Origin of the sequence: Achromobacter sp. 2789STDY5608621 (genome assembly GCF_001299375.1) — a bacterium.
Taxonomy (GTDB): domain Bacteria; phylum Pseudomonadota; class Gammaproteobacteria; order Burkholderiales; family Burkholderiaceae_B; genus Achromobacter; species Achromobacter insuavis.
The window spans coordinates 38,486-52,393 of the sequence record NZ_CYTU01000035.1 but is presented as its reverse complement, the minus strand read 5'-3'; the positions used below and the strand labels follow the sequence as shown (position 1 = coordinate 52,393).

General features: G+C 65.4%; 19 protein-coding genes. 12 read left to right on the top strand and 7 right to left on the bottom strand.

The window, feature by feature from the left end:
- Window positions 1-888, bottom strand: coding sequence for a helix-turn-helix domain-containing protein (locus tag AOZ53_RS24845; protein ID WP_054433698.1), 888 nt, complete (start codon window positions 886-888; stop codon window positions 1-3).
- A gap of 169 nt (window positions 889-1,057) precedes the next feature.
- On the opposite strand from AOZ53_RS24845, the gene AOZ53_RS24840 reads away from it, so the two are divergent.
- Window positions 1,058-1,951 (top strand): DMT family transporter, encoded by an 894-nt coding sequence (locus tag AOZ53_RS24840; RefSeq protein ID WP_054433700.1) that lies wholly within the window; start codon window positions 1,058-1,060, stop codon window positions 1,949-1,951.
- Between the two features lie 38 nt (window positions 1,952-1,989).
- On the opposite strand, the gene AOZ53_RS24835 is transcribed toward AOZ53_RS24840, so the two are convergent.
- The 6 genes from AOZ53_RS24835 to AOZ53_RS24810 all read right to left on the bottom strand — a co-directional run bounded on the left by AOZ53_RS24835 (window position 1,990) and on the right by AOZ53_RS24810 (window position 6,592).
- Window positions 1,990-3,195 (bottom strand): aminotransferase class V-fold PLP-dependent enzyme, encoded by a 1,206-nt coding sequence (locus AOZ53_RS24835; RefSeq protein ID WP_054489761.1) that lies wholly within the window; start codon window positions 3,193-3,195, stop codon window positions 1,990-1,992.
- A gap of 47 nt (window positions 3,196-3,242) precedes the next feature.
- Window positions 3,243-3,716 (bottom strand): RidA family protein, encoded by a 474-nt coding sequence (locus AOZ53_RS24830; RefSeq protein WP_006392307.1) that lies wholly within the window; start codon window positions 3,714-3,716, stop codon window positions 3,243-3,245.
- A 107-nt stretch (window positions 3,717-3,823) separates the two neighbouring features.
- Complete coding sequence (gcvA, locus tag AOZ53_RS24825; protein WP_054489759.1) at window positions 3,824-4,726, bottom strand: transcriptional regulator GcvA; 903 nt, start codon at window positions 4,724-4,726, stop codon at window positions 3,824-3,826.
- Window positions 4,727-4,785: 59 nt separating this feature from the next.
- Window positions 4,786-5,199 carry a hypothetical protein gene (locus AOZ53_RS24820; RefSeq protein ID WP_054433705.1) on the bottom strand — a complete coding sequence of 138 codons (414 nt, stop codon included), beginning with the start codon at window positions 5,197-5,199 and terminating at the stop codon, window positions 4,786-4,788.
- Window positions 5,200-5,454: 255 nt separating this feature from the next.
- Entirely contained in the window at window positions 5,455-5,997 is a 543-nt protein-coding gene (locus AOZ53_RS24815; RefSeq protein WP_054489758.1) for a hypothetical protein, read from the bottom strand.
- Window positions 5,998-6,181: 184 nt separating this feature from the next.
- Complete coding sequence (locus AOZ53_RS24810; RefSeq protein WP_231690681.1) at window positions 6,182-6,592, bottom strand: helix-turn-helix domain-containing protein; 411 nt, start codon at window positions 6,590-6,592, stop codon at window positions 6,182-6,184.
- Window positions 6,593-6,616: 24 nt separating this feature from the next.
- Here AOZ53_RS24810 and AOZ53_RS35265 point away from each other — a divergent pair, with 24 nt between their 5' ends.
- From AOZ53_RS35265 to AOZ53_RS24755, 11 genes are all read left to right on the top strand, one after another.
- Window positions 6,617-6,817 carry a helix-turn-helix domain-containing protein gene (locus AOZ53_RS35265; protein WP_054489755.1) on the top strand — a complete coding sequence of 67 codons (201 nt, stop codon included), beginning with the start codon at window positions 6,617-6,619 and terminating at the stop codon, window positions 6,815-6,817.
- Between the two features lie 344 nt (window positions 6,818-7,161).
- Window positions 7,162-8,979, top strand: coding sequence for a Mu transposase C-terminal domain-containing protein (locus AOZ53_RS24800; protein WP_197286519.1), 1,818 nt, complete (start codon window positions 7,162-7,164; stop codon window positions 8,977-8,979).
- An 85-nt stretch (window positions 8,980-9,064) separates the two neighbouring features.
- Window positions 9,065-9,802, top strand: a complete 738-nt coding sequence (locus AOZ53_RS24795; protein WP_054489751.1) for an AAA family ATPase — start codon at window positions 9,065-9,067, stop codon at window positions 9,800-9,802.
- The gene (locus AOZ53_RS24790; RefSeq protein WP_156333506.1) at window positions 9,799-10,419 is read left to right on the top strand and encodes a hypothetical protein; all 621 of its coding nucleotides are present in this window, start codon (window positions 9,799-9,801) and stop codon (window positions 10,417-10,419) included. Before AOZ53_RS24795 ends, AOZ53_RS24790 begins: the two co-directional genes overlap by 4 nt.
- The gene (locus AOZ53_RS24785; protein ID WP_054489748.1) at window positions 10,403-10,795 is read left to right on the top strand and encodes a hypothetical protein; all 393 of its coding nucleotides are present in this window, start codon (window positions 10,403-10,405) and stop codon (window positions 10,793-10,795) included. The genes AOZ53_RS24790 and AOZ53_RS24785 overlap by 17 nt, the downstream gene beginning before the upstream one ends.
- Complete coding sequence (locus AOZ53_RS24780; protein WP_054489746.1) at window positions 10,792-11,130, top strand: hypothetical protein; 339 nt, start codon at window positions 10,792-10,794, stop codon at window positions 11,128-11,130. Before AOZ53_RS24785 ends, AOZ53_RS24780 begins: the two co-directional genes overlap by 4 nt.
- A gap of 18 nt (window positions 11,131-11,148) precedes the next feature.
- On the top strand, window positions 11,149-11,520 hold the full coding sequence (locus AOZ53_RS24775) for a hypothetical protein (protein ID WP_054489744.1): 372 nt from the start codon (window positions 11,149-11,151) through the stop codon (window positions 11,518-11,520).
- A 16-nt stretch (window positions 11,521-11,536) separates the two neighbouring features.
- Entirely contained in the window at window positions 11,537-12,151 is a 615-nt protein-coding gene (locus AOZ53_RS24770; RefSeq protein ID WP_054489742.1) for a DUF3164 family protein, read from the top strand.
- A 355-nt stretch (window positions 12,152-12,506) separates the two neighbouring features.
- Complete coding sequence (locus tag AOZ53_RS34815) at window positions 12,507-12,959, top strand: hypothetical protein (RefSeq protein WP_054489740.1); 453 nt, start codon at window positions 12,507-12,509, stop codon at window positions 12,957-12,959.
- A complete protein-coding gene (locus AOZ53_RS34810) occupies window positions 12,952-13,380 on the top strand; it encodes a regulatory protein GemA (RefSeq protein ID WP_054489738.1) in 429 nt (142 codons plus the stop codon). Before AOZ53_RS34815 ends, AOZ53_RS34810 begins: the two co-directional genes overlap by 8 nt.
- Window positions 13,377-13,853 (top strand): Mor transcription activator family protein, encoded by a 477-nt coding sequence (locus AOZ53_RS24755; RefSeq protein WP_054489736.1) that lies wholly within the window; start codon window positions 13,377-13,379, stop codon window positions 13,851-13,853. Before AOZ53_RS34810 ends, AOZ53_RS24755 begins: the two co-directional genes overlap by 4 nt.
- The last annotated feature ends 55 nt before the right edge of the window (window positions 13,854-13,908 follow it).

The following is a 13,908-nucleotide window of genomic DNA, read 5'->3' as shown; positions in this document are numbered from 1 at the left end:
TCAGTGGCCGCGGCGGGCGGCGCGGTATTGGCCCGGCGTCACGCCGACCGCGTCGCGGAACACGCGCGACAGGTGGCTGGCGTTGCCGAACCCGGCGGCCTGCGCGATGCCCGCCAGGTCGCCCTTGCCGGCCGCCAGCAGGCCGCGCGCATGCGCCAGGCGGCGGGCGCGCACCCAGGCGTGCGGCGGTTCGCCGAACGAGGCGTGGAACATGCGCGCGAAATGGTAGGTGGACAGCGCGGCTACGCCGGCCAGCTGGTCCAGCGTCAAGGGCTCGGCCAGATGCGCGTCGACGTAGTCCATGACGCGCCGGCGCACCGCGGGCGCGAGGCCGCCGCGGGCCGGTGGCGCGGCCTTGCGCGCCACGCCCTGCAGCAGCAGGTGATGCAGCACCGTCTCGGCCGCGCTGCTGGCGGCCAGGCGGTCGGCGGGCGCATTCCAGTCGGTGTCGAGCAGGGCCCGGCAGACGTCGGTCAGCGAGTCGTCGTGGATGTAGGTGCGGTCGCGCAGTTCGAGCGAGCGCGGTTCGCAGTCGAGCCGCATCACGGCCTCGCGCGCCAGCCGCTCCGGCGCGATGTAGAGATGCAGGAAGTGCACCGTGTCGTTCATGCACCAGCGCGAATAGTGCTCGGCCGGCAGCACGCAGAACTTGCCGGCGCCGCCGTGCAGCGGATTGCCGACGCGGAACGATTTCTCGCCGCCATGCAGGTACAGCGACAGCGTGTGATGCCCGGGCATGTCGTAGCCGAGCGTCTCGTGGGCGCTGCGACCCCATTGCGAAATGGCGATGCCCTCGCCCAGCGAGGCCGCGCGCGCCAGCGTCGCGGTGGACGCGGACAGCGTGCGGAAAACGGAGAAGTCGGACGGAGCCGATGCGGTGGTGCCCATGGAACCGAAATGCTACTGCGATCCTTGCGCGCGTGGATCGCGCGAACCAAGAAAAACCGCAAGAACCGGCAATTTTCGCGGCTCGCGCGGGTGCAGACTGCGCGACAGGGCAGCGCTTTTTCGCATGCCCCGATCCCATGTCTTTTTTCGCCCTGCCGAGCGTCCGAAAGTGAATCTCTTCCTGTATTTCCTGACCGTCATCATCTGGGGCACCACCTGGATCGCCATCAAGCTCCAGCTGGGCGTGGTGGCCATTCCCGTCTCCATCTTCTACCGCTTCGCGCTGGCCGGGCTGGTGCTGTTCGCCGCCCTGTTGCTGACGCGCAAACTGCAGCGCATGGACCGGCGCGGGCATCTGTTGTGCCTGGGCCAGGGGCTGTGCCTGTTCTGTCTGAACTTCCTCTGTTTCTACACCGCCACGCAGTGGATTCCCAGTGGCCTGGTGTCGGTGGTGTTCTCGGCCGCGACACTGTGGAATGCGCTGAACGCGCGGCTGTGGTTCGGCACCCGCATCGCGCCGCGCGTGATGGTCGCGGGCGTGGTGGGATTCAGCGGACTGGTGCTGCTGTTCTGGCCCGAACTGGCGGGCCAGCAGGCCAGCCACGAGACCCTGCTGGGCCTGGGCTTCGCGCTGCTCGGCACGTTCTGCTTCTCGACCGGCAACATGCTGTCGTCCTTGCAGCAGCGCGCGGGCCTGCGGCCGCTTACCGGCAATGCCTACAGCATGCTGTACGGCGCGGCGGTGCTGCTGGCCGGTTGCCTGATCGCCGGCGTGCCGTTCCGCTTCGACACGTCCACGGCCTATGTCGGCGCGCTGGTGTACCTGGCCATTCCGGGGTCCGTGATCGGCTTCACCGCCTATCTGACGCTGGTGGGCCGCATGGGGCCGGCGCGCGCGGCGTACTGCACCGTGCTGTTCCCGGTGGTGGCGTTGAGCGTGTCGACCTTCGCCGAGGGCTACCAGTGGACGCCCGCCGCGCTGCTGGGCCTGGCGCTGGTGATGTTCGGCAACCTGCTGGTCTTCACCAAGTGGACGCCGTTCGCGCGCCGGGCCGTGGCGTGAAGCGCTCCCGCCACGGCTGACCGGGGCGGTGACGGACGTTAGCCGCCCTGGCGCGCCAGGACACGCAGCGCATCGAGCAGGCGGTCGATCTCGTCGTCGCGTGTCAGGTAGCTGACCGAGGCGCGCGCGATCTGCGCCAGCCCGCGCGCGTTCATGTCCAGCGGCGTGTACGGCACGCCGTTGCTGCCGATGATGATGCCCTGCGTCGCCAGGGCGCGTTGCACCGCGGTGGCTTCGTGTCCGGCGAGGTTGAACGACACCAGGCCCGAGCGCTCGCGGCCCTGGTCCAGCACTTCGATGCCGGCAATGGCGGCCAGTTCTGCGCGCAGGGCCTGGGCGACCGTGTCGATGCGGGCGCGGATGGCCTCCAGGCCGATATCCAGCGCTTCGCGCAGCGCGTTGGCCTGGCCGCAGCGTAGCGCCAGCGAGGCCTCGGCGGATTCGAAGCGCGCCGCGTCGGCGCGCAGTTGCGGCTGGCCGTCGGCGGCCAGCGGCGCCGAATAGGTATCGACGAACGCCGGCGTCAGCCGCGGCAGGAAGTCGCGCCGCACATACAGCAGGCCGGTGCCGCGCGGACCGCGCAGGGCCTTGCGCCCGGCGCCGCTCAGCACGTCGCAGCCGACCTCGGCCACGTCCACCGGCAATTGCCCCACGGCCTGCGCCGCATCGACGAAATACGGCACGCCGGCGGCGCGCGCCACGCGGCCGATGGCGGCGGCCGGATTGATCAGGCCGCCGTTGGCGGGCAGCCAGGTCAGCGCGATCAGCCGCACCCGTTCGTCCAGCATGGCCTGCAGCGCCGCCGGATCGACGCAGCCGCTGTCGTCCGACGGAATCGTTTCGATCGTGGCGCCGGCGCGTTGCGCCGTCAGCCGCATGGCGGAGAGATTGCCGCCCCATTCATGGCGTCCGACCAGGATGCGGTCGCCCGCCCGCCACGGCCCCAGGGCCGCGAAAGCGGCGCCCCAGCCGGGCGAATTGCCGCCGGTCAGGGCGATCTCGTCGGGCTGGGCGTTGAGCAGGCGCGCGGCCAGCAGGCGCGCCTGCTCGGTCGTCGCGCGGGCGGCCACGCCCGCCTCCATCGGCCCCTGCTCGGCTTCGCGCCGCAGGTGGGCCTGGATGGCGTCGAGGGTGGCGGCGGACGGCAGCGAGGCGCCGGCGTGGTTGAAGTGGACGGTGGTGCGCGTGCCGGGCGTGGCGGCGCGCAGCGCTTCCAGGACGGCGGGAGTCAGGACGGCGGGCATGGCGATTCCAGGAAAGTCGCGCCGGGCGGCGGCCCGGCGCCGCGGCATCAGGCGGGGGTGAGCGCGATGACCGCTTCCACTTCCACCGCCACGCCTTGCGGCAGCGAGGCCACGCCGACCGCGCTGCGCGCATGGCGGCCGGCGTCGCCGAACACCTCGACCATCAGGTCCGAGGCGCCGTTGGCCACCGCGCTCTGGCGGTTGAAGTCCGGCGTGCTGGCGACGAACACGCCCAGGCGCACCACGCGCGCCACGCGGTCGAGACGGTCGCCGGTGGCGGCGGCGATCTGCGCCAGGATGCCCAGCGCCGACAGGCGCGCGGCGGCGACGCCGTCGGCCTCGGAAATCTGGTTGCCCAGCTGGCCCAGGAACGCCGCCTTGCCGCCAGCGCGCGAGATCTGGCCGGAGATGTACAGCAGATTGCCCTCCTGCACGAAGGGGACGTAATTGGCGGCGGGCGCGGCCGCGGGGTCCAGCGCAAGGCCGAGTTCGGCCACGCGGCCGGAGATCGTACGGGTCATGGAGTCACCTGTGAAACGGGAGTGGGAAGGGTGATCCCCATGCTATCGGCGCGCGCCGCGCCTGACCAATCAATTATTGCGAACCACGTATGAGTAAAAGTAATGCGTCAGTCGTCCGCCGCGGCCCGCATCAGCCACGCCTGGAACGCCTGGGCGGCGGCATCGGCCTTGCCGCGCGGGCTCACGAACCACCAGCCGATGCGCGGATCGTCCAGGGTGGTGCCCGGCAAGGCCTCGACCAGGGCGCCGCTGGTCAGTTGCGCGGCGATCATGCGGTGGCGCCCCATGGCCAGGCCCTGCCCCGCCAGCGCCGCCTCGACCACGATGTTGTAGTCGTGCAGGTGCACGGTCTGGGCGCGGCCCAGATCCAGGCCATGATGGCGCGACCAGGTGTCCCACTCGAACGGATGCAGGGTGTGCGAGACCAGCAAGGGATGGCGCAGCAGGTCCGCCGGCGTGCGCAGGCGCCGCCGGCCCGCCACCAGCGCGGGGGCGCAGACCACTGACAGCCGCTCCGCCATGATCCGGCGCGCCCGCACGCCCGGCCAGGTGCCGCGGCCATAGCGGATGGCCACGTCGACTTCGCCGCCCGCCACGTCGGCCAGGCCGATGTCGGGCAGCAGTTGCAGGTCGATGTCCGGATGGGCGGCGGCGAAGTCCGGCAGCCGCGGCGCCAGCCAGCGCGTGGCGAACGACGCCAGCAGGCCGACCCGCAGCGTGTGGCGCGCGGCGGCCGGCGCGCGGATCTCGTCGGTGCCCTGGCGCAGCAGCGCGAACGCCGCATGGACCCGCTCGTAATAGGCCTGCCCGGCCGGCGTCAGCGCCACGGCGCGGGTGCGGCGCTCGAACAGCGCCACGCCCAGCTCCGCCTCCAGCCGCTGGATATGGTGGCTGATGGCGCTCTGGGTGACGAACAGCTCCTCGCCCGCCAGGCTGAAGCTCAGGCGCCGGGCGGCCGCCTCGAAGGCGCGCAGCGAGACCAGGGCAGGCAGGGAACGGTTGGATCGCATGGGGCGGTGGCGGAAGGACCGGACGCGGGAGTATCCGGCTGAGGCCCCATTCTCGCAAATCAGGCGCGCGCGGGGAATCGGGCCAGGTCGGCGGCGGTGACGGGCTTGCTGCGCTGTACTTCGTGCCGCACGATGTGCAGCGCCTGCCGATGCGCCGGCTGGCCGGCGGGGACCGCCCAGGTGCGCGCCGACAGCGGCGAGGCGGGATCGAGGAGGCGGAAGGTGAGATCCATCAGCAGATACGAGGCCGTGGCCCGCGTGTCGAGCGGCGTCCTGGGAGGCCAGCCCGTCAGGTCGCCGGTTTCACAGATCCACAGGATCACGTTGACGGCGTCCGCCTGATGCCGCTTGATGACCGCGAGCTCCGGCGGCGGCGCCGAGGCGTCATGGATGATCCAGGAGATCTTCTGCAGCAGCCCGAACACGAGTTCAAAGGCGGCCCTGGCATCGATGGGCGTCGTTTGGGAAGGCATGAGAAGTGCGCGGCCGGAGCCAGGGCGTTACGGGTGACTCGACGTCAATCGTAAAACCATTTCGCCCCGCATTTCGGCGCGCTGTGGGGAGGTGCGCAGTTTGAGACGAACGCCGATTGAGGCTTCTGCGAAAACCTCATTACAAATCAACAATCTAGCAGGCCAGTTCGCATTTCGTACATTTGAGACTAGGCAAGCCAGAACGCGGCGAGTTTGAGAAAAAACGCGTGCTCTTTGAGACTGGCTGCGGTCGCTTTACGTATTTGCGACGACCCGGCGGCATTCCGCCATGACTTGGTCGTAGGCTCGCGCTGCTGCCACCACTACCGGGTTCGTTTGCGCGTCGGTGAGGGTCTGCCGTTCCAGCAATGCTGTGCGATAGCCGTTAAACACCGTGGCTAGCTCCAGCGAGGCCTGTTTGCAAGGCTGGAGCGGCGCGACCAACGGATTGCGCGCGCCATGCTGCTGGATGCCTAGCACTGGTGAAACAAGCTCGGCGGTCTGCATCAACCAGGTCCGCTCCACGTACGCAGGCCCCGCGCCAGTGAAAAAGGCTGTGTCCTTCTCCAAGATGGCCCGCTTAAGCGTCGCCTCAGCCCCGTTTAACGCGCCCAGCACTTCTCCGGCCGCAGCCTTCGTTTCCGCAGCATTCCAGGCCTTGGATGATGTCACGGCGTCGTCCGTGATGAATCGCACGTCTGAGGCCGTGCGCAACGTGGCCATGCCCTGCCCAAGCGCCGGCAATGCAACTCCGACAGCCAATGCCACAACCGCAGCCATACAGAGACCGTTTTTCATCAGGATTCCTTAAATTGGGTTCGCCACCCTAGCGAACACTGGCGAACTACTGCAACGGATCGCCAATGCGAGAAAAAACATCATAAAGCGTTGATCGATAAAGCAATTAGGAAACGACTATCAAGTATCACTGACGAACAAGAAAAATAGATGCCGGATTTACTTGTTGAACTGACAAGGCCAACTAAGCGGCCTTGCGTCTCTTGATCTTGGACCCTTCAGCGAGCGCCGCGCCAGTCTGTAACAAGGCATCCCGCCCCGCCTTAGACGTATGCCGGAATTGCTCCACCAGGATGCGCTCGTCCTCGGAAAGCAACGCCGCCGGTCTCTCGCCTTCACCCGTCAGAAGCCAGTCGATGTCAATGCGGAATTCTCGTTTTAACGAGAGCAAAAACTTTCCGCCAGGCACGGACTTTCCCGTTTCCAGCTCGCTTATGTGACCCGATGAGGTGCCCAACCTGGCCGCAAAGCCTTGCTGGTTAAGGCCCGCAGCCTTTCGTACACCGTGGATCCGTGCGCCTATGTCTTCGTCTTCGCTCGCCATAGCGATATTTTCCGTTTGACGGTTCTCGTAATTCCGAGCAGAATAGCTCAACTAATCAAGTTTCTATGTTGAATTATGCACCCAGCGGATATTCAAGCAGCGATCAAGAAAGCAGGCCACTCCCAAGCCGCAATAGCGGTGAAGCTGGATGTTTCCCGTATGGCCGTCTCCCACATCATCCACGGGCGCGGCAAGTCCCGCCGGATTGCCTCTTACATCGCGCAAGTGGTCGCGCTGCCCCTTTCTGACCTTTGGCCCGGAAAGTACCTGCAATGACACCATCGCTCACTGCATCAGACATTGCCCGCCTGGCGCTTCCGTCGTTGCCTCAGACAGAGCGCGGCGTTACCCGGCGCGCACTCAGCGAGGGCTGGCCGTATCGTGAGGAAAAGGCGTCCAAGAATGGAGGCGGTGCCGGCGGTGTAGTTCGCCTGTACACCCCGCCTCTGTACGTTGTGGCAGCGATTCAGACGAAGCGGTCCCAACAGGGCGAACAGCCTACACAACAGCCCCAGTCGGACCTGCTTCCAGGCTCTGCCCTCACCGGGCATCAGCGGCAGGTCGCAGAGGCCCGCGCCGCAATTCTCCAATGCGTACACAGGGACGCTCAGGACTTGGGTATGGATCGGGCCGTTCAAAAAATGGTCAGTGCGGCCCAAGCCAACCAACTGCCGGATGCGCTGGCTCGACTGCTGCCGGTTGCCAACAACCGCGCGGGAACGTCGCGCACGTTGACCCGCGCCACCGTCTACCGGTGGCTGTCGAAGTTCGATTTAACGCGGCCGAATGCCGTTGACTTGTTGGCACCCGCCGACGCTGGCCAGGCTAGGCGTGGAAACTGGCTGCGCCAGGTCGCGGCCCCTTGGGCGGAAACCGTCCTGAAGCTCTACCAGCGCCCGCAAAAGCCATCGCTTCGTTGGGTCCATGACCAACTGCCTGCGCACCTTGCTAAAGGCGTAACGCCGCCCAGCTATGACACCCTGCGCCGATTCATTGGGCAGATGGGCAATGTGGCCGTGGAACAGGGCCGCATGGGGCCGCGCGAGATAAAGGCCATCAAACCGTTCGTGCGCCGCGATACGTCCAAGCTTTGGCCTGGTGACATCTACATGGCGGACGGTCACGCGTTCGACGCCGAGGTGGCGCACCCGCGCCACGGCCGTCCGTTCCGCCCGGAAATCACGACCGTCCTGGACACGGCAACGCGCAAAGCCCTGGGCTGGTCGACGGACCTGGCCGAATCCGGCCTTGCCGTCCTGGACGCGCTCCGAGTCGCCACGCAAAACGGCGGCATCGCTAGCGTGTTCTATGTCGACCGAGGCGCGGGCTATATCAACGCCATGATTAGCGGACCCGGCACCGGCCTACTGTCGCGCCTTGGCACGACGCTAACGCATTCCCTGCCCTACAACTCGCAGGCGCGCGGCATCATCGAACGGGCGCATCAATCCATTTGGGTCCGCGCCGCCAAAGAGCTGCCCACGTACATCGGCAAGGACATGGACGCCGAGGCGAGCAACAAGGTCCACAAGCTTACCCGGCGCGATGTGAAGCGCCTGGGGGCAAGTCGCGCCCTGATGACCTGGCCGGACTTCGTGGCTTTTGCCGCTGACCAGGTCGCGCAATACAACGACCGGCCGCACCGTGGCTTGCCGATGGTGGCTGATTCCGTATCGGGCAAGCGCCGTCACATGACGCCCAATGAAGCGTGGAATAAGGGCGTACAGGAAGGGGCTGACCTGGTCCAGCTACAGCCGGCGGAAACGGATCATCTGTTCCGGCCGCAGCAGCAATGCCGAGTGTTGCGCGGCGAAATCCGTCTGTTCAACAACATCTATTTCTCGCATGAGCTGACCGAGTACCACGCCGAGGGCGTGAATGTCGGTTTCGATATTCACGACCCGAGCCAGGTGTGGGTATACGACGCCGATGGCGTCCTGCTGTGCAAGGCGCAACTGGATGGCAACCGCCGCGATTTCATGCCGGAAAGCTTCCTGGATCGCGCCAGCCGCAAGCGCGCAGAGGGACGTGCGCGCCGCCTAGAGGACAAGCTTACGGAAGTGCGCGACGAGCTGCACGGCGGTCCCATGGTGCTGGAAAACAACCCCACGCAGACCGCGCAGTTTGTTGCGTCCTACGACGCGCAGCGCCTGGAGCAACCCCTTGAAGTGCAGGCCATTGAACTGCACCACGGGCAGCGCGACCAGGTCGCAGCGCGCCCAGCGTTCCGCAATCCCTCGGAGCGCTACGAATGGCTCAAGGCCGAAGGCCGCACGGCCTGGTCCGAATCAGATCAGCAATTTCTGCGTGACTACGTCGCGGACCCGGAAGGGTATGCCCTGTTCGCGCAGCGTTACGAGCTGCTGGGTCTGGACTGGACCGACGACGACGAACAGGAATTGAACCGTTTCAACAGCGCCTCACGCAGGGTTGCGTGAGGTCTTAACAAAATGGCCCGGAAGGTGCGGGAACACCAACCGGGCCGGCAAAACTGACTTGCAAGAGTCAGGAGGATATTACCCCATGAAAAAAGCCTTTGTCCAAAACACCAACTACGTGCGCTTTATGGAGGCGGTCAAGGCCGTTGAACAGCGCGGCGCGCGCGAGGCATCTATCCTTCTTGTCACCGGCCCGGCCGGGCTGGGCAAGAGCGAGACGGTCGACCGCTTCGCCATGGATACCAACGCCATCTATCTGCGCGCCAAAGAGACGTGGACCAAGCGCGGCCTGCTGACGGAGATGGCCGACACCTTGAAGCTGTCCAACAGCGGCCGCAATCAGGAAGTGCAAGCCCGCATCATTGGCCATGTCGCCCAGCGGCAAACCCCCATCGTGATTGATGAGGCGGAATTCACCGTGCGCACTACTGCGTCCATCCTGGAATGCGTGCGCGATATCTCCGACCTCACCGAGGTCCTGGTGGTGCTGGTCGGCATGGAGACTATTGAAAGCCGCATTGCGCGCTACCCGCAGATATCCAGCCGCGTGGCGCAGGTCGTTCACTTCCAGCCGTTGACGCAGCAGGACGTGCTGTTGACCGCCCGCCAACTGGCCGAGGTCAAGATTGCTGACGCCGTCATCGCAGAACTGCATCGGCAATCGGAAGGCCGCATGCGCCTTGTCATGAACGGCATTGCCGCTATCGAGCGCCTGGCCGTCACCAACGGCCTGTCCGAGGTCCGGGGCGAACACGTCAAGGACATCCCGTTGTGCCACGACTGGCAGGGTCGCCGCTCGCGCGTGCCGGGGAGGGTTGCATGAGTCACGTATGGACCTCTCAGGCGGTCATGGCCGCGCTGCATCGTCTGGTCGACGCCACCGACCAGGTCAAGCTGGACGACATCGTGCGCGAATCCGAGCTGGAGCGTAAGCAAGTCTCCAATGCCTGCGACAAGCTGGTGGCGCATGGCTACCTTGCCCGGCAGACCTACAGCGACGGCAAGGTAAAGCCCGGCAAGTTTCGTCTGACGAACGAAGGGCGCATTGCCTTGGAAGCCGGGGCCAACCTCAAGAGCGGCCCGAAGGGGCCTAGCGGTAAGCCCAGGAACACGGCCGGCTCACTGCGGGAAAAGGTATGGCGGCTGCTGCGCATCCGTCAAAAGGCTTCCGTACCGGAAGTTGTGGCGCTGCTGTGCGATGGCAACGCGACCGCCCAGGAAATCGAGTGCGCGACCAACAACGTGCAGAAATACCTGCGGGCGCTGCGTGCCACCGGCTACCTGACCGACATGCGGCGCGAGCCTGGCAGCAAGCCCACCAGCAACGGCTTTAAGCGGTATCTGCTGGTGCGGGACACCGGCCCGCTGGCCCCCACCCGACGCGGCAAGGACTGCGTCTATGACCCGAATGAGGAACGCGAATATGGCGTCGTGGCTTGATTTAGTCCGGGCCGAGGTCCAGGCATCCAACATCACCGAGACAGCCAAGCGCATGAATTGCTCGCGCTCTGCCCTGTCGCAGGTCATCAACCAATGCGGCCCCTACGGCACCGGCAAGGCCAGCGTGGCCAAGCTGGCGGAAAAGGCTATCCAGGCGTTCACGAAGGTGCATTGCCCTTTCCTGACCGAGTTTCATGGCCAGGCCACTGTCATCACCGGCGCAGAGTGCCGTGGACATGCTGACCGGGAATCGCCGCCTATCAACAACCCGCGTGAGCTGCGCCACTGGCGTGCATGCCAAGGCTGCCCGCATCGCGCCAAGTACGTACACCAGCAGGCAACACCCTCAACCGAGATCATCGGGGAATTCCAATGATGAACGCAGCGAACGATTCGCGCATGGTCAGCGATCAATCCCTGTTCCGGGAAAGCGCCATCCACAAGCCCGCCATCCTCACCCTGGATATCCAGGCGCGCCTTGCCACCATCAATGCGGCGTGCCGCGAGCTGCGCAAGCTTGGCTTGCGTATCCAGGACCAGGACGTGGCCCCGAACGACGACGGCCCCCCGGTGGTCGACCTCGGCCCGATCTTGCCCCACCAGGCCGAACGGCTTATCAGCGAGGCGGGCGGCAGTACCCACAACGCAGCAACGCAACGGCATAGCGCATCGGTGTTTGGTGTGCGTGTCCTCTGGACGACACCGCAGTAATCGACAGGAGACGGATTCATGAATAGCCAAGCCAACCCCAATGACACTGCGCAGGCCGCGCAACCGGCCCACCGCGCCATGTACGAAAAGCTCACCGAAGAACCTGGCCAATGGACGCCGCAGCTTGATGAGTGCGTGCAAGCCTTCTTCCAACTGCAACACCCCGAACAGCCCGAAGAAACGCCGCTTCAAATCTATGGGAACTACGGCGCCAGCGTAGGTATCGCCCGCTCGCTGTATGTGATGGCACACATTTCCGAGCGTGCCCAAGGCCAGATGGTGAGCTATGCGGCCACGCAGATGGGCCACAAGCTGCTGCCCTGGAACGGCTGCGCCTTTCAAGTCACCAGCGGCCGAGGCACCCCGCCCGAAGCCCCCTCTTACCACTAAGCAGAAAGGAAACTGCATGAACACCTCCATCCCGAGCGGTTACCGCCAACGCGCAGACGGTAGCCTGGTCCCCGAGTCCATGGTTAGCGACATCGACAAGCTGCGCGACCAGACCATTGAACGCATGATTGCCGCCGTCAAGGAAGAAAACGCAAACCTGGCCCGGCTCAAAGGCTCCGTTTTCGCTGACGTGGAATCGTTCGTTGCTATCAGCCAGGAACAGTACGGGGTCAAGGCAGGCGGCAAGAAAGGCAATGTCACGCTCACCAGCTACAGCGGCCGCTACAAGGTCGTGCGCCAGGTGCAGGAGCGCCTGGCGTTCGATGAACGCTTGCAGGCCGCCAAGGCGCTGATTGACGAGTGCATCATGGATTGGTCCGAGGGCAGCCGCGACGAAATCAAAGTGCTGGTCAACGACGCTTTCCGCGTCGACCAGGAAGGCCAGATCAACACGGGCCGCGTGTTGGGCTTGCGCCGCCTGGAAATCAAGGACGAGAAGTGGCAGCGCGCGATGACCGCCATCAGCGATAGCGTGCGCGTGGATGGCAGCAAGCCCTATATCCGCTTCTATGAGCGCGCGGAAGGCTCTGACGAGTACGTGGCTATCCCTCTGGACTTCGCGGCGCTCTGACGCGCCCGTATGCCCTTGGCCCCGACCTACCGTCAGCCGTCGACGGGCGCACGCGGGTAAACGTGCGCGGTTCAGGACCCTGGCCGGGCGGGGTGTGTGCGGCCCCGGCAACTTCTGGAGTAGGAAACGATGCGTGAAAGCATGGAAACAGAGCTGGGCCGCGAAATTCGATGCGCAGGCTGCAAGTGCTTCTGGCCGGCTGATGGCGAGTTTTTCTTTATGGATCGAGGCCGGCCCCGCTCGCGCTGCCGAGCCTGCGACAAAGAAGACCCCGAACGCCAGGCGTACCTGGCCAACCATCGACGCAAGCGCACCCAGGCAGAACGGGCCGCAGTCGGCCAGTAGAGGATAGAACGTGGCGAAATTCACGAAAGACGATGTTGAGAAGATCAAGGCCGAGCTGGGCTTGCCGTGGGGTCGCGTGGCGCTGCGGTGCGATGGATTCCGCGTAACCGTCGCTGTGACGGAAGTAGGCGCGCTCAAGTATGTCCTGCGCGTATTCGTCAATGGCTGGATGCATGCCAGCCAGGTCCTGGATGACTGCGAAGAACGTAGGCGGTTTATGCGCCCGAGCCTGGTCCGCTTGTACCCGCCGGCCAAGCGCCAAGCGCTGGTCAAACAGGTCGGGATTCGCCTGGCCAAGAAGATGGGCGCAGACTCGACCCTTACCGTCTACTCGCACCATTGGAATTCCGCGCGCGTCATGCTTCGCCACTTCCTGGCGAACAATGAGAACGTGGAGCTGGTCGGCGTGGGCTATGCGGCGGTGCTGGAAAGTGAACACGCCAAGGAACGGCCCCATGCGTAGCCCGATCCCCCAACGCGCTAACGAGCGCAAGCGCGCCATCACCACCATCCACGTACTCAAGGCGCAGGCGGGGATGGACGATGACGACTACCGCACGATGCTGCACGCGCAGACAGGCAAGGCCAGTTGCAAGGACATGGACATTGTGGAGCTGCGCCGCGTGCTGGACCACTTCGCCCGCCTGGGCGTGAAGTCGCAAAGCCGCCAAAGGCTGGACCGTGTTGGCCAGTCTCGCCAGCGCCTGCTGGCCAAGCTCACCGCGCAGCTATCCGCCGCCGGCCGCGACCGCAAGTATTTGGACGTGATGGTCAAACGCATTGCCAAGGTGGATGCCTTGGAATTCTGCGATGAGCAGGCGCTTTCCAAGCTGATCGCCGCGCTGGCTATCGACGCAAACCGACATGGACGGGCCTATCCGTGAACAAGCTTGCCGCCAGCTCCACTGATCTTTCCGAAGTTGCGGGCCTACTGCCGCCCGCTGCGCAGACGCTGATTGCCGTCATCGGCCTGCGCGCCACTTCGGAGCTGGTGCGCCAGCTCGGCGGCACGACCTTTGCCGTCCCCCAGCGGGAAACCCGCCTGGGTGAAGCCAAGTTTGAGGCCCTGGCCGAAGTGGTCGGCCCGGATGCAGCGACGGCCATGGTTCGCCACTTCGGTGGCGAATCGCTCTACATCCCCCGCTGCCGCGATGCGCTGGTGGAGTACATCTACCGGGATATCCGGCAGACGTTCGACCGTCTCACGCGCGATACGTCCGCCGTGCAGGCCGTTTCCGTCCTGGCCGTTCGCTATGGATACTCCGACCGGCATATCTGGTCGATCCTCAAGATGTCCGACCGCTACGGCGAGGGCGAGCAGGCCGTCCGCGCCGCCGGCCAGCTCGGATTGTTCTAAGCCCTACCCCTACCCACTGAAGTATTTCACAGCGCGCCATAAGGGCCGCGCTGGG

Coding starts and splice junctions, on each gene's coding strand:
- AOZ53_RS24845 (WP_054433698.1), bottom strand. CDS start 888: ATGGGCACCACCGCATCGGCTCCGTCCGACTTCTCCGTTTTCCGCACG.
- AOZ53_RS24835 (WP_054489761.1), bottom strand. CDS start 3,195: ATGCCCGCCGTCCTGACTCCCGCCGTCCTGGAAGCGCTGCGCGCCGCC.
- AOZ53_RS24830 (WP_006392307.1), bottom strand. CDS start 3,716: ATGACCCGTACGATCTCCGGCCGCGTGGCCGAACTCGGCCTTGCGCTG.
- gcvA (WP_054489759.1), bottom strand. CDS start 4,726: ATGCGATCCAACCGTTCCCTGCCTGCCCTGGTCTCGCTGCGCGCCTTC.
- AOZ53_RS24820 (WP_054433705.1), bottom strand. CDS start 5,199: ATGCCTTCCCAAACGACGCCCATCGATGCCAGGGCCGCCTTTGAACTC.
- AOZ53_RS24815 (WP_054489758.1), bottom strand. CDS start 5,997: ATGAAAAACGGTCTCTGTATGGCTGCGGTTGTGGCATTGGCTGTCGGA.
- AOZ53_RS35265 (WP_054489755.1), top strand. CDS start 6,617: ATGCACCCAGCGGATATTCAAGCAGCGATCAAGAAAGCAGGCCACTCC.
- AOZ53_RS24800 (WP_197286519.1), top strand. CDS start 7,162: ATGGATCGGGCCGTTCAAAAAATGGTCAGTGCGGCCCAAGCCAACCAA.
- AOZ53_RS24795 (WP_054489751.1), top strand. CDS start 9,065: ATGAAAAAAGCCTTTGTCCAAAACACCAACTACGTGCGCTTTATGGAG.
- AOZ53_RS24790 (WP_156333506.1), top strand. CDS start 9,799: ATGAGTCACGTATGGACCTCTCAGGCGGTCATGGCCGCGCTGCATCGT.
- AOZ53_RS24785 (WP_054489748.1), top strand. CDS start 10,403: ATGGCGTCGTGGCTTGATTTAGTCCGGGCCGAGGTCCAGGCATCCAAC.
- AOZ53_RS24780 (WP_054489746.1), top strand. CDS start 10,792: ATGATGAACGCAGCGAACGATTCGCGCATGGTCAGCGATCAATCCCTG.
- AOZ53_RS24775 (WP_054489744.1), top strand. CDS start 11,149: ATGAATAGCCAAGCCAACCCCAATGACACTGCGCAGGCCGCGCAACCG.
- AOZ53_RS24770 (WP_054489742.1), top strand. CDS start 11,537: ATGAACACCTCCATCCCGAGCGGTTACCGCCAACGCGCAGACGGTAGC.
- AOZ53_RS34810 (WP_054489738.1), top strand. CDS start 12,952: ATGCGTAGCCCGATCCCCCAACGCGCTAACGAGCGCAAGCGCGCCATC.